General features: G+C 69.7%; 12 protein-coding genes and 1 pseudogene. 5 read left to right on the top strand and 8 right to left on the bottom strand.

What is annotated here, in order from left to right:
* Positions 1-17 precede the first annotated feature (17 nt).
* The 3 genes from QE452_RS15775 to QE452_RS15785 are packed head-to-tail and all read right to left on the bottom strand — an operon-like array spanning position 18 to position 2,871.
* Complete coding sequence (locus tag QE452_RS15775) at positions 18-1,103, bottom strand: FAD-dependent monooxygenase (RefSeq protein WP_309659320.1); 1,086 nt, start codon at positions 1,101-1,103, stop codon at positions 18-20.
* Positions 1,088-1,780: a methyltransferase domain-containing protein gene (locus tag QE452_RS15780; protein WP_309659319.1), complete on the bottom strand. Its 693-nt coding sequence runs from the start codon at positions 1,778-1,780 to the stop codon at positions 1,088-1,090. The genes QE452_RS15775 and QE452_RS15780 overlap by 16 nt, the downstream gene beginning before the upstream one ends.
* Positions 1,777-2,871 carry a type III polyketide synthase gene (locus QE452_RS15785; protein WP_309659318.1) on the bottom strand — a complete coding sequence of 365 codons (1,095 nt, stop codon included), beginning with the start codon at positions 2,869-2,871 and terminating at the stop codon, positions 1,777-1,779. Before QE452_RS15785 ends, QE452_RS15780 begins: the two co-directional genes overlap by 4 nt.
* A 304-nt stretch (positions 2,872-3,175) precedes the next feature.
* Between QE452_RS15785 and QE452_RS15790 the strand changes: the two genes are divergently transcribed.
* Positions 3,176-3,595, top strand: coding sequence for a hypothetical protein (locus QE452_RS15790; protein WP_309659317.1), 420 nt, complete (start codon positions 3,176-3,178; stop codon positions 3,593-3,595).
* Between the two features lie 93 nt (positions 3,596-3,688).
* On the opposite strand, the gene QE452_RS15795 is transcribed toward QE452_RS15790, so the two are convergent.
* Positions 3,689-4,612, bottom strand: a complete 924-nt coding sequence (locus tag QE452_RS15795) for a prephenate/arogenate dehydrogenase family protein (protein WP_309659316.1) — start codon at positions 4,610-4,612, stop codon at positions 3,689-3,691.
* A complete protein-coding gene (gene hisC / locus QE452_RS15800; RefSeq protein ID WP_309659315.1) occupies positions 4,612-5,736 on the bottom strand; it encodes a histidinol-phosphate transaminase in 1,125 nt (374 codons plus the stop codon). The genes QE452_RS15795 and hisC overlap by 1 nt, the downstream gene beginning before the upstream one ends.
* Before the next feature lie 76 nt (positions 5,737-5,812).
* On the opposite strand from hisC, the gene QE452_RS15805 reads away from it, so the two are divergent.
* The 4 genes from QE452_RS15805 to QE452_RS15820 all read left to right on the top strand — a co-directional run bounded on the left by QE452_RS15805 (position 5,813) and on the right by QE452_RS15820 (position 8,435).
* The gene (locus QE452_RS15805; protein ID WP_309659314.1) at positions 5,813-6,931 is read left to right on the top strand and encodes a homoserine O-acetyltransferase; all 1,119 of its coding nucleotides are present in this window, start codon (positions 5,813-5,815) and stop codon (positions 6,929-6,931) included.
* Positions 6,928-7,368, top strand: a complete 441-nt coding sequence (locus QE452_RS15810) for a GNAT family N-acetyltransferase (protein ID WP_309659313.1) — start codon at positions 6,928-6,930, stop codon at positions 7,366-7,368. Before QE452_RS15805 ends, QE452_RS15810 begins: the two co-directional genes overlap by 4 nt.
* Entirely contained in the window at positions 7,365-7,952 is a 588-nt protein-coding gene (gene metW / locus QE452_RS15815) for a methionine biosynthesis protein MetW (RefSeq protein WP_125996159.1), read from the top strand. Before QE452_RS15810 ends, metW begins: the two co-directional genes overlap by 4 nt.
* 84 nt (positions 7,953-8,036) lie before the next feature.
* A complete protein-coding gene (locus tag QE452_RS15820) occupies positions 8,037-8,435 on the top strand; it encodes a response regulator (protein ID WP_309659312.1) in 399 nt (132 codons plus the stop codon).
* Here the strand turns inward: QE452_RS15820 and QE452_RS15825 are convergent.
* The 3 genes and pseudogenes from QE452_RS15825 to QE452_RS15835 form a co-directional block, all read right to left on the bottom strand.
* Positions 8,422-9,957, bottom strand: coding sequence for a sensor histidine kinase (locus QE452_RS15825; RefSeq protein ID WP_405052808.1), 1,536 nt, complete (start codon positions 9,955-9,957; stop codon positions 8,422-8,424). The genes QE452_RS15820 and QE452_RS15825 overlap by 14 nt on opposite strands.
* Before the next feature lie 24 nt (positions 9,958-9,981).
* On the bottom strand, positions 9,982-10,530 hold the full coding sequence (gene ssb / locus QE452_RS15830) for a single-stranded DNA-binding protein (RefSeq protein ID WP_309659311.1): 549 nt from the start codon (positions 10,528-10,530) through the stop codon (positions 9,982-9,984).
* Between the two features lie 16 nt (positions 10,531-10,546).
* Positions 10,547-12,407 (bottom strand): annotated as a pseudogene (locus QE452_RS15835) (ferrous iron transporter B).
* Position 12,408 lies beyond the last annotated feature (1 nt).

The raw sequence follows: 12,408 nt of genomic DNA on the forward strand, positions 1-12,408 counted from the left end.
GTCGCGGGGGGCGGGCGTCAAGCGGGGGCGGGCGCCTTGATCCGCGTCGCGCGCGCCACCGCCTCGATCAGCGATACCGGCCCGGCGCGGACCGCCAGCACGGCGAGCGTGGGACGCTCTGCCAGGTGCCAGATCGCGCTGGCTAGCCCGATCGGCCGGCGGGTGGCGCGCGCGAAGCGGGCCTGCCAGCCCTGCGCCGACTCGCCCCGTCCATGCGCCAGCGCCGCCGACAGGCCGCTGGCGAGCGCGATCCCCATGCCTTCGCCCGCCAGCGAGGGGATCACGCCGGCCTGGTCGCCCAAGCGGAACAGCCCCGACTCGGTCCGGAGCGCACGCCAGCCATAGGGGACGTTCGCCACCGCATCGATCGCCGGGGCCGCCGCCATGTCCGCCAGCCGCTCGCCCAGCGGTCCCGAGTCGCGGCCGAGTCGGTGGAGCAGCGCCAGCGGGCTGCCCGCCGCCGTCAGCCGCGAACGCCGCACCGCCAGGCAGAGATTGGCGCTGCCATCCTCCTGCCGGACCAGCCCGGCATAGCCGCCGTCGAACAGGTGCAGCTCGATCGCGTCGCCGACCAGCCGGTCGAGCGCCGGTCCGGCGGCGAGGCGGACGCGCAGGCCCATCGCCGGGTCCCGCCCCCGCGCGGCCTCGGGCCGGGCCAGGCCGCGCAGCTCATGCTTGCCGGTCGCCAGCAACAGGGTAGCGGGCGACAGGGTCGCGCCATCCGCCAGCCTGACCCCCTCCGCCGTCCAGGCGCGGACCGCGACGCCGCGCTCCACCCCCGCGCCGGCCTCGGTCCGCGCGAGCAGCAGCGAGTCGAGCCGGCGGCGCGACACCGCCAGGGCGGGCCGGGGCAGGGGCGCCTCGCGCATCCGCTCGCCCACGAACAGGCGCAGGCGATGGACGCGGGCCGGGTTCAGGCGGTCCGCCGCCACGCCCAGCCGCTCCAGCGTCTCGATCGACCGCCAGCTCAGGAAACCGCCGCAAAGCGCATCGCCGGTGTCGCGGCTGCGCTCCAGCACGACGGCGCGAATCCCCGCCTCCGCCAGCATGATCGCCGCCGCCGCACCGGCCGGTCCGCCGCCGACGATCAGCGGGGCTTGCACAGCCGCTCGACGCAGAGGCGAAAGGGGAAGGCGCGGAAGATGCGGGCGTCGTCGATGCCCGCCGCCGCCAGCAGCGGCGGCCATTCGGCGGGACGGAAGCTGCGGGCGATCGACAGATGCCCGTCCGCGCGCACGATCGGGTGCCAGCGCGCCAGCCCCGCCAGCAAGGGCCAGCCGGCATGGGCGAAGCCGTGGCGGTGCAGGTCGTTGACCAGCCAGGACGCGGCATGATCCTGCATCCAGCGCAGGAAGGCGACCAGCTCGCCCGGCGTCATATGATGCGCGACCAAACTGCTGATCGCCGCGTCCCAGCCGCCGCCCATATCGGCATAGTCGCCGGTGACGTAGCGAATCGCCGAGTCGGCGGGGGTATGCGCGCGCGCCGCCCGTTCGCTGCGCGGGTTGAGGTCGATGCCGACCAGCTCGACCGGCACCGCGCGCTTCGCCGCCCAGCGCTCGATCCGCCGCAGCATGTCGCCATCGCCGAAGCCGATGTCGAGCAGCCGCAATCGCCGGCCCCGTTGCGCGATCCGGTCGAGAAAGGCGAGTGTCGGCCGCGCCGCCAGCGTCACGCGATTGACCCGCGCCAGATCGGCGACGACGGCGGCATAGACATCGGCGTCGAGATCGTCGGCGTCCATCAGCTCCGGACCCTCGGCACGGTGGCGCAGGCTCATGGCGCTGACCGGAAGCCCAGCCCCTCCGCCGCCAGGCCGGGACCGAAGGCGAGGGCGACGCCGCGGGTCACCGGCGGTCCCTCCAGCATCCGGGCGAGCGTGAACATCAATGTCGCCGAGGACATGTTGCCATGGTCGTGCAGCACGCCGCGCGCACTGGCCAGCGCTTCGGGCGGCAGCGCCAGGCTGGTCTCCACCGCGTCGAGGATCGAGCGTCCGCCGGCATGGACCGCCCAGCCATCGATCGCCGCCGGTCCATGACCCTCGGTGACGGCGGCGGCGAAGTCCGCATCGACCAGCACCTGTGCGATCCGGCGCGGCACCTCGCCCGACAGATGCATGGCGAAACCGTGATCGGTGATCGTCCAGCGGATCAGCGAGTCGCTGTCCGGCAGGGTCGCGGCAAAGGGCGTGCCGAGCGCGAAGCCGCCCGGCGTGGCGCTGACCAGGGCGGCCGCCGCGCCGTCGCCGAACTGGAGCATCGCCAGCAGCGATTCCAGATCGTCCGTGTCCTGCAAGTGGAGCGACGACAATTCGCAGCAAATTACCAGCACGCGGGCCTGGGGATCGGAGCGGACGATATGCCGGGCGCTGCGCAACGCGACGATCGCGGCGTAACAGCCCATGAAGCCGATCAGCAACCGCTCGACCGAGGGCGACAGGCCCAGCCGGCGCGCGACGATCTGGTCCAGCCCCGGCGCGACGAAGCCGGTGCAGCTGGCGACGACCAGATGGGTGATGCCGGCAAGCTCGACCTTGGCGCGCAACGCTTCCACCGCGCGCAACGCCAACTCGGGCGCGGCCTCGGCATAGATCGCCATGCGGGCGGCGGTGCCGGGCGGCGGATCGCCGGCATAGAAGGCGCCCGGTGCCGCTTCGGCCGCCGCGCCCGCGAGCGGCGGCAGCACCGACCAGCGCTGCGCGATGCCGGCCCGCGCCGCCATCCGCTCGAACACCGGACGCCCGCGTGGAGCCACGCGGTTGCTGGCCCAGGCGCGAAAGGCGGCATGGACGTCATGCGGCGGATGGGCGGTGCCGATCGCGTGCAGATAGGCAATGGTCTCGCGAGGAGCGGGCAGGGCGCTGGTCAATCGGCGTCTTTCACTGGAGACGGTTCTGACATGGGAAGTCGTTCGTTGGAAACGCGCGGCGCGATCGGAAGGACCCACGGCATCTCGGTTTCGTGAAATCCGCTAAAATATGGAAACATAAAGTATTTTATGATGACACGGCTTGATCGAGGTCATGGCTGCTCTAGCTTGATATGGTCGACAGCCAAACTTCCCCGTGAAGGAGGCGCGTTAGGAACCATCGTACCGGACCAGTAATCGTTCGGGAAGCGGGTGCAGAGACGCGAGGAGAGCAATGGCCGGAGCTACGCAGGACGAATCCGTCGTGGCGCTCATCAAGGACCTCACCGCCAAGCTGGCGGTGGTGGCCAATGGCATCGACGAACGGATCGGGCATGAAGCCCCTCCGGCTTCCACGGCCACGCCGCTCAACCGTGCCCGTGCCCTGATCGAACAGCGCCGGTTGCGACGACGCTTCCTGCCCGAGGAGCTGTTCCACGAACCGGCCTGGGACATGCTGCTGGCGCTGTATGTCGCGTCGCACGACCATCGGGTGATGAACGTGAAGACGCTGGTGTCCTCCGCCGATGCGCCGGTCACCACCTCGCAGCGCTGGATCGAGCATCTCGCCAAGCTGGGGCTGGTCCGCCGCATGGTCGACCCCATCGACCGCCGCCGGATCGAAGTGTCGCTCAGCGACGACGGACGACGCGCGATCGAGGCCTATCTGGCGGCGATCGCCTGAGGGTCGGCCTTCACGCGATGCCGCGAAGATCGGGTTCGCGGGGAGGAGATGCGCCCGCCGCGACCCTTGGCGCGAGATCGGGCCCGATCCGCCCTATTGCTGCGCCGCGCCGCCATGATCGCGGCCGAAATCGGGGCGGGCATCGTCCTGCCCCTGCGCGATGATCGAGCGGCGGATGGCGCGGGTGCGGGTGAACAGGTCGAACAGCGTGTCGCCGTCGCCCCAGCGGATCGCGCGTTGCAGCATCGTCACATCCTCGGTCAGGCGTTGCAGGATCTCCAGCACCGCCTCGCGATTGTTGAGGAAGACGTCGCGCCACATGGTCGGGTCGGAGGCGGCGATGCGGGTGAAGTCGCGGAAACCGCCGGCGGAGAATTTGATGACCTCGCTCTGGGTCACCTCTTCCAGGTCGGACGCGGTGCCGACGATCGAATAGGCGATCAGGTGCGGCACATGGCTGGTCACCGCCAGCACCAGGTCGTGATGGCGCGGGCTCATCAGCTCGACATTCGCGCCCAGCGTCTCCCAAAAGGCACGCAGGCGCACCACCGGCGCCTCGGCGCAGCCCTCCTCCGGCGTCAGGATGCACCAGCGGCCACGGAACAGCGTCGCGAAGCCGCTTTCCGGCCCGCTATTCTCGGTACCCGCGACCGGATGGCCGGGGACCAGCACCGCGCCCGGCAGCACGGCGCGGAGCGCCGCGATCACGCTCTCCTTCGACCCGCCGACATCGCTGACGATCGCATCGGCGGGCAGGTCGTCGGCGAACTCCGCCGCCGCCGCCGCCATCGCGCCCACCGGCACGCACAGCATCACCAGATCGGCATCGATCACCGCCGCGCCGGCGCTGTCGGCGACATCGTCGCACAGCTCGATCCGCACCGCCGTCTCGCGCACGTCGGGATCGCGGTCATAGCCGGTGATCCGCACCGTCGGCATCGTCGCCCGCACCGCGCGCGCGATCGAGGAGCCGATCAGCCCCAGGCCGATGATGGTGACGCGCGCGAAGGGCAGCATCAGCCGGCCCGGGCGACTTCGGCGCGCAGCACGTCCATCACCGCGCGCATCTCCTCCTCGGTGCCGATGGTGATGCGCAGGCCGTGCGGCAGGCCCTGGCCGGGCAGCCAGCGCGTGGCATAGCCGGCATCCATCAGCGCCTTGTACGCCACCTCGGCGGTCAGCGCGCCCTCGAACAGCACCAGCACGAAATTGGCCTTGCTGGGCACCACGCGCAGCCCGGCATTGCCGAGCGCCGCGATCTGCTCGCCGAACCAGCTGCGCCACTGGCGGTTATGCTCGCGGCTGCGGGTGATGAAGTCGTCGGCGCCCAGCGCCGCGATCGCCGCGCGCTGTGCGCCGATGCCGAAGGCGAAGGGCGCGCGGATGCGATGCATCGCCTGGATGATCTCGGGCGCGGCATAGCCCCAGCCGATCCGCTCGGAGGCGAGGCCGAAGATCTTGGAGAAGGTCCGCGTCACCAGCACGTTGCCCTGGGTGCGGGCCAGTTCCAGCGCGCCGTCGTCGTCCGCGGCGTCCAGATATTCGGTATAGGCCTGGTCGATCACCAGCAGCACCGACTGGGGCAGGCCGGCATGGAGCCGGGCGATCTCGGCCTTCGCGGTATAGGTGCCGGTCGGGTTGTTGGGGTTGGCAACGAAGACGACTCGCGTCCGCTCGGTCACCGCCGCCAGGATCGCGTCGACATCGGTCGCATAGTCATGGTCGGCGACCACCACCGGTTCCGCGCCGACCCGCCGCGTCGCGATCTCATAGACCGCGAAGCCGTAGCGGACATGGATGATCTCGTCGCCCGGCCCGGCGAAGGTGCCGGCGGCGAGGTGCAGCACCTCGTCCGACCCGGTGCCATAGACGATCCGGTCCGCCTCGATCCCGTAATGCGCGGCCAGCGCCGAGCGCAGCTCGACCGCCGCCGCATCCGGATAGCGTTCCAGCTCGCCCGCCGCCGAACGATAGGCCTCGCGCGCCGCCTCCGGCGTGCCGAAGGGATTCTCGTTGGACGACAGCTTGGCGACCTTGCGTCCGTCCTCGCTGGTCGCGCGGCCGGGGATATAGGGAGCGATGCCCAGGATCCAGGGCTTGGGGGCCAGGGCGGGGAGGGGGGCTGCGGTGTCGTTGCTCATGGCCAGCGGCCATAGGCCCCGAGCCGTGGCGTTGACAACTTGCTTTGCCGCCCCCGCCGCCGTAGCGGGCATGCCCATGAACCACGACCAGCGTTTCGGCCTGTCGCGGCAGGTGGCGCTGCCCGGCCCCCTGCGGCTCGATGGCGGCGCGCTGCTGTCGCCGGTCGAGATCGCGTACGAGACCTATGGCACGCTCGCGCCCGATGGCGGCAATGCGGTGCTGCTCTGCCATGCGTTGACCGGCGACCAGCATGTCGCCAGCCCGCATCCGCGCACCGGCAAGCCCGGCTGGTGGACGCGGCTGGTGGGGCCGGGCAAGCCGATCGATCCGGCGCGCGATTTCGTGATCTGCTCCAACGTGCTGGGCAGTTGCATGGGATCGTCGGGCCCGGCCTCGACCAACCCCGCCACCGGCCATCCCTATGCCATGGCCTTCCCGGTCATCACCATCCGCGACATGGTGCGCGCGCAGGCGCTGCTGCTCGACCATCTGGGCGTGGGCGTCCTGAAGGCGGTGGTCGGCGGGTCGATGGGCGGGATGCAGGCCCTGTCCTGGGCGGCGACCTTCCCCGACCGGGTGCGCGCCTGCGTCGTCATTGCCTCCACCGCGCGGCATTCGGCGCAGAACATCGCCTTTCACGAGGTCGGGCGGCAGGCGATCATGGCCGATCCGAAGTGGCGCGGCGGCGATTATTATGCCGATCAGGACCCGCCCGCCGCGGGGCTCGCGGTGGCGCGGATGGCGGCGCACATCACCTATCTGTCCGAGGCGGGGCTGACCGAGAAATTCGGTCGCAAGCTCCAGGCGCGGGACGCCAAGGGCTTCGGCTTCGACGCCGATTTCCAGGTGGAAAGCTATCTGCGCCACCAGGGGTTGAGCTTCGTCGACCGGTTCGACGCCAATTCCTATCTCTACATCACCCGTGCGCTCGACTATTTCGATCTGGCCGAGGAGCATGGCGGGCTGCTCGCCCATGCCTTCCGCGCCACGGCTGCGCGCTTCTGCCTGGTCAGCTTCGATACCGACTGGCTCTATCCGACGCTCGAGTCGCGCCATATCGTCCAGGCGCTGAACGCCGCCGGGCGGCCGGTCAGCTTCGTCGAACTGTCCAGCCCCTATGGCCATGACGCCTTCCTGCTGGAGGCGCCGGAGATGAATCGCGTGGTCGATGGTTTTCTGAAGGGCGGGGCGTGACCGATTCCATCATCCTTTCCGCCGATCCGGCGCGGATCGACGTCGCGCAGGTGCATCGCTGGCTCGCCGATACCTATTGGTCGCCGGGCATCGCGCGTGAGAAGGTGGAACGCGCCATCGCCGGATCGCGGGTCATCGGCGCCTATCGGGGCGATGACGGGCAGGTCGGCTTCGCGCGGCTGATCACGGATGGCGTGACCTTCGGCTGGCTGGCCGACGTGATCGTCGATCCCGACTGGCGCGGGGCGGGGATCGGGCGACGGATGGTGGAAGGGCTGCTGGCCGCGCCCGATCTGGCCGATATCCGGCGGGTGATGCTGAACACGCGCGACGCGCACGGCGTCTATGCGGCGCTGGGCTTCGCGGCCCCGGTCCGGCCGGACTTCCTGATGGAGCGCCTGCAACCCGGCGCGGCCGAGCGGTTGCGGGCGCTATGATCCTGCGGCCCGATCTGGCGATCATCGCCGACCATGTCGCCGCCGGCGCGCGGGTGCTGGATGTCGGCTGCGGCGACGGCGCGCTGATGGCGGCGCTGCGCGATCGCAGCGGCGTCGATGCGCGGGGGCTGGAACTGTCCGCCGCCAATGTCGCGGCGGCGGTCGGGCGCGGGCTGGCGGTGGTGCAGGGCGATGCCGATACCGACCTGGCCGGCTATCCTGATGCCAGCTTCGACTATGCGATCCTCAGCCAGACGCTCCAGACCACGCACCAGCCGCATGTCGTGCTCGACCATCTGCTGCGCATCGGCCGGCGCGCCTTTGTCAGCTTCCCCAATTTCGCGCATTGGCGGGTGCGGCTGTCGCTGCTGTGGGGCGGGCGGATGCCGGTGACGCGGCTGCTGCCCGAACAATGGTTCGACACGCCCAACATCCACCATCTGACCGTGGACGATTTCCGCGCCTTTCTGGACGCGCGCGGCGTGGCGGTGGAGGGGGCCTGGTTCCTGGGCAGCGGCCGGCCGCGATCGGCGGCGGCGGCGAACCTGATGGCCGAACATGCGGTGTTCCTGCTGCGCCGTTGATCGATTGATGACATGTTAACGTCATAATGGGCGGAACTATAATCTATGTGAGCCGTTCACGGCCGACACTGATGGAATTCCGCCATGCCCAAGACGGCCCTGATCGTCGAAGATGAGATATTCGTGGCCCTCGATCTGGAGCGGATCCTGATGGACGCCGGCTACAGCGTCGCGGCAATCGCCGCCGACCGTAGCGAGGCGCTGGAGGCCGCGCCGCATTGCAGCTTCGCGTTCGTCGACATCAACCTGCGCGACGGGCCGACCGGCCCCGACATCGCCCGCCGCATCGCCCAGGATTTCGGCGTGAAGGTGGTGTTCGTCACCGCCAATCCGACCCAGATCGATGGCGATGAAGGCGCGCTGGGCTATGTCCGCAAGCCGTTCAGCGAAGCGGCGATCCTGGCGGCGGCGCAATTCGCCTCCGGCGACCGCGGTGCGGCGAACGAGGATGTCGTGCCGCTGGACCGGATCATCGTCGGCTGAACGCCGCACGCGGGATCGTCACCTTCACGTGCAGCCCCTGCGGTTGCCAATCGCGGGTGACGGTGCCGCCCAATTGCCGCACCGCCGACAGTTCGACCAGCTGGCTGCCAAAGCCCATCCGGTGCGTCTCCGGCTCCGCCACGGTCGGGCCGCCTTCCTCGCACCAGCACAGCGCGACATGCTGGTCCCCCGCCTCCACGGTCAGGTGGACCTGACCGTCCTCGCGCGCCAGCGCGCCATATTTCGTCGCATTGGTCGCCAGCTCGTGGAACAGCAAGGCTAGCGGCGTCGCCGATCGATCGTCAATCAGCAGGTCGTCGCCGATGATGGTCACGCGCTGTCGATCGCCCAGCCGATAGGGTTCGAAAATCTGCTCCAGCAAGCCGGTCAGGCTGTCCTGCTGGCCGGTCGGGCGTGAGGCGATGCTGTGCGGGCGGACGAAGTCGTGCGCGCGGCCCAGCGCCATGATCCGCTGGCGCAGATCGTCGGCGGCGGGGCGGAATTCGGGCCGGGCGCGGGCGGCGAACTGGACCAGCCCGGCGATCACCGCGAAGATGTTCTTGATGCGATGGCTCAGCTCCTGGCTGATGACCTCGCGCTCCTCCAGCGCCAGCTTCTGCTCGTGGATGTCGGTGCAGGTGCCGAACCAGCGGATGATCCTGCCCTGGTCGTCGCGGATCGGCAGCGCGCGGCCCAGTACCCAGCGATAGGTGCCGTCGAAATGGCGCAGGCGATATTCGATCTGGTACGGATCGCCCGTCTCCAGGCTGTGCCGCCACACCGACCAAGCCCGATCCTGGTCGTCGCGGTGGAACATGTCGCTCCAGCCCTCGCCATCGGTCGATCCGGCGGGGGCGCCGGTGAAATCATACCAGCGGGCATTGTAGTAGTCGTGGAAACCGTCGGGCCGGGTCGACCAGACCATTTGCGGCATCGTGTCCGCCAGCGTGCGGAAGCGCAGGTCGCTTTCCTCCAGCGCGCGACGCGAGCGGGCGGCGTCCAGCCCCTGTTCGCGTGCGGCACGCCGGTCGTCCAGCCGCGCCATCGCGGCGGCGGCCAGCACCACCAGCCCCTCATGCTGGAGCGGGGTCAGTCCCGCGCGCGGACGCGGGTCGAGGATGCAGAGCGTGCCGAGCGCCCGGCCATCGGCGGCGAGCAGGGGCGCGCCCGCATAGAAGCGCACGTACGGCGCGCTGGTGACCAGCGGATTGTCGACGAAGCGGAAATCCTCATGCGTGTCGGGCACGATCATCGGCTCGCGCCCCATCACCGCATGGGTGCAGAAGGAGATGTCGCGCGGCGTGCCGTCCTGCTCCATGCCGGTCCGCGCGATGAAATGCTGGAATTCCTCCTCCAGCAGCGTCACCAGCGCGATCGGCGCATCGCACAGATGCGCCGCGAATCGCGTCAGGTCGTCCAGCGCCCCGGTGTCGCGCAGGTGCAGCGCGTCATAGGTCGACAGCACCCGCACATAGGGATCGACGCACAGGGCGGCAGGACCGCGTGTCAGGGAGTCCGGAATCACGGGGCGTGAACGCGTGAACGATCAAAACGGCACATCGTCGTCGAGATCGTCGGCGAAGCCGCCGCCCATGCTGCCGCCACGGCTGCCACCGCCCGACGCCCCGCCGGAGGAGGCGCCGCCACGGCTGCCGCCGCCCGACGACCCGCCACCGAAGTCGCCACCGCCCCATTCGTCGCCGCCACGGCTACCGCCGCCGCCGCCACCGCCAGCCCCGCCCTGGGGACCGTCGAGCATGGTCAGCACGCTGTTGAAGCCCTGCAGCACGATCTCGGTCGAATATTTGTCCTGGCCGTTCTGGTCCTGCCACTTCCGCGTCTGGAGCTGGCCCTCGATATAGACCTTCGATCCCTTGCGCAGGAATCGCTCGGCGACGTTGGCCAGCCCCTCGTTGAAGATGGCGACCGAATGCCATTCGGTCTTTTCCTTGCGCTCGCCGCTGTTGCGGTCCTTCCACGATTCGGACGTGGCGATGCGCAGGTTCACGACCTTGCCGCCGTTCTGGAAGCTGCGGCTCTCGGGGTCGCGCCCCAGATTGCCGACGAGAATGACCTTGTTGACGCTACCCGCCATGAACTGCCCCGAGATTTTAGAGGCCGACGGCGACCGCCAGCCAGTAAGTGATACCGGCCATGATGTACGCAGCCGCGAACAAATAGCCAACCATGAACAGCGGCCATTTCCACCCATTCGTCTCGCGACGGGTGACCGCGATGGTCGAGATGCATTGCGGCGCGAACACGAACCACATCAGGAAGGCGAGCGCGGTCGGCAGCGACCAGCGGCCGCGCAGGCGGTCGGTCAGCGCCTCCTGCCCCGCCTCGCCATCGGTATTGTCGATGGCATAGACGGTGCCGATCGCCGACACCGCCACTTCGCGCGCGGCCATGGCCGGCAGCAGCGCGAGCGCGATGTCGCGGTTGAAGCCGATCGGCTTGACCACCACCTCGATCCCGCGTCCGATCCGCCCGGCGATCGAATAATCGACCGGCGAGATGCCGCTGCCCTCGGGCGGCTTGGGGAAGCTGAGCAGCAGCCACAGCACCACCGTGGTCGCGGCGATGATCGTGCCTGCGCGCTTCAGGAAGATGGCCGCGCGCGTCCACAGACCCAGTGCGATGTCCTGAAGGCGCGGCCACTGATATTTGGGCATCTCCATCATGAAGCCCGAGGACGCGCCCTTGGTCACCGTCCGCCGCAGCACCAGGGCGGCGACATAAGCGCCCGCGATGCCGATGATCAGCAGCCCGAACATTACCAGCCCCTGCAACCGGACGAAGGGCAGGACTGGCGTATTGGGGATCATCGCGCCGATGATCAGGGTATAGACCGGCCAGCGCGCCGAACAGGTCATCAGCGGCGCGATCAGGATGGTGGTCAGCCGGTCCTTCTCATCCTCGATCGTCCGGGTCGCCATGATCCCCGGCACCGCGCAGGCGAAGCTGGACAGCAGGGGGATGAAGGCACGGCCCGACAGGCCCACGGTCGCCATCAGCCGGTCCATCAGGAAGGCGGCGCGGACCATATAGCCGCTCGCCTCCAGGATCAGGATGAACAGGAACAGGATCAGGATCTGCGGCAGGAACACGATCACCGCACCGACGCCGGCGATCAGCCCGTCGGTGACCAGCGACCGCAGGAAACCGTCGGGCGCATGGGCGGTGATCCAGCCCTCCAGCGACTTGAACCCGGCATCGATCATGTCGGCCGGCACGCTGGCCCAGGTGAAGACCGCCTGGAACATCACGAACAGGATGGTGACCAGCAGCAGCGGTCCGACCACCGGATGCAGCGCGACCGCGTCCAGCCAGTGCGCCCAGCGCCGCGCCGGCGTCTCCGACACGATCGCCGCCTTGGCGATGGCCCGGGCGCGGCGTTGCAGGGCCGAGAGCGACTCGTCCGGGAGATCGGGCGGGGGCGGCGGGCGTCGCGGCGCCCAGCGCGTCGGTCAGGTGCCGGCGAAGATCGTCCAGCCCGCGCTTGCGCACCGCGACCGTGGGGACGACCGGCACGCCCAGTTCGCGCGCCAGCACGGCGGGGTCGAGCACCAGCCCGTCGCGCTCCGCCAGGTCGACCATATTGAGCGCGACCACCACCGGCCGGCCGAGCGCGATCAGTTGCAGGGCGAAGCGCAGATGGTTGTCGAGATTGGCGGCGTCGATCACGACGATCATCGCGTCGGGCACGCGTTCGAAGCTCGACCGGCCGGTCACCACGTCGCGCGTCACGCGCTCATCGGGGGAGGAGGGGTCGAGGCTATAGGCGCCGGGCAGGTCGACCAGCTCGACCGGGCGGCCGTCGTCCAGCGCGATCCGGCCCGAATGCCGTTCCACCGTCACGCCCGGATAATTGCCCACCTTCTGGCGGGCGCCCGTCAGGGCGTTGAACAGCGCGCTCTTGCCGGCATTGGGATTGCCGACCAGCGCCACCAGCGGCGCGGCCTGGGTCACG

Source organism: Sphingomonas sp. SORGH_AS_0438 (assembly GCF_031453475.1).
GTDB lineage: Bacteria > Pseudomonadota > Alphaproteobacteria > Sphingomonadales > Sphingomonadaceae > Sphingomonas.

Excerpts from the sequence above, each read along its gene's own strand:
- QE452_RS15780 (WP_309659319.1), bottom strand. The coding sequence starts at position 1,780 with ATGAGCCTGCGCCACCGTGCCGAGGGTCCGGAGCTGATGGACGCCGAC.
- QE452_RS15795 (WP_309659316.1), bottom strand. The coding sequence starts at position 4,612 with ATGCTGCCCTTCGCGCGCGTCACCATCATCGGCCTGGGGCTGATCGGC.
- hisC (WP_309659315.1), bottom strand. The coding sequence starts at position 5,736 with ATGAGCAACGACACCGCAGCCCCCCTCCCCGCCCTGGCCCCCAAGCCC.
- QE452_RS15805 (WP_309659314.1), top strand. The coding sequence starts at position 5,813 with ATGAACCACGACCAGCGTTTCGGCCTGTCGCGGCAGGTGGCGCTGCCC.
- metW (WP_125996159.1), top strand. The coding sequence starts at position 7,365 with ATGATCCTGCGGCCCGATCTGGCGATCATCGCCGACCATGTCGCCGCC.
- QE452_RS15820 (WP_309659312.1), top strand. The coding sequence starts at position 8,037 with ATGCCCAAGACGGCCCTGATCGTCGAAGATGAGATATTCGTGGCCCTC.
- ssb (WP_309659311.1), bottom strand. The coding sequence starts at position 10,530 with ATGGCGGGTAGCGTCAACAAGGTCATTCTCGTCGGCAATCTGGGGCGC.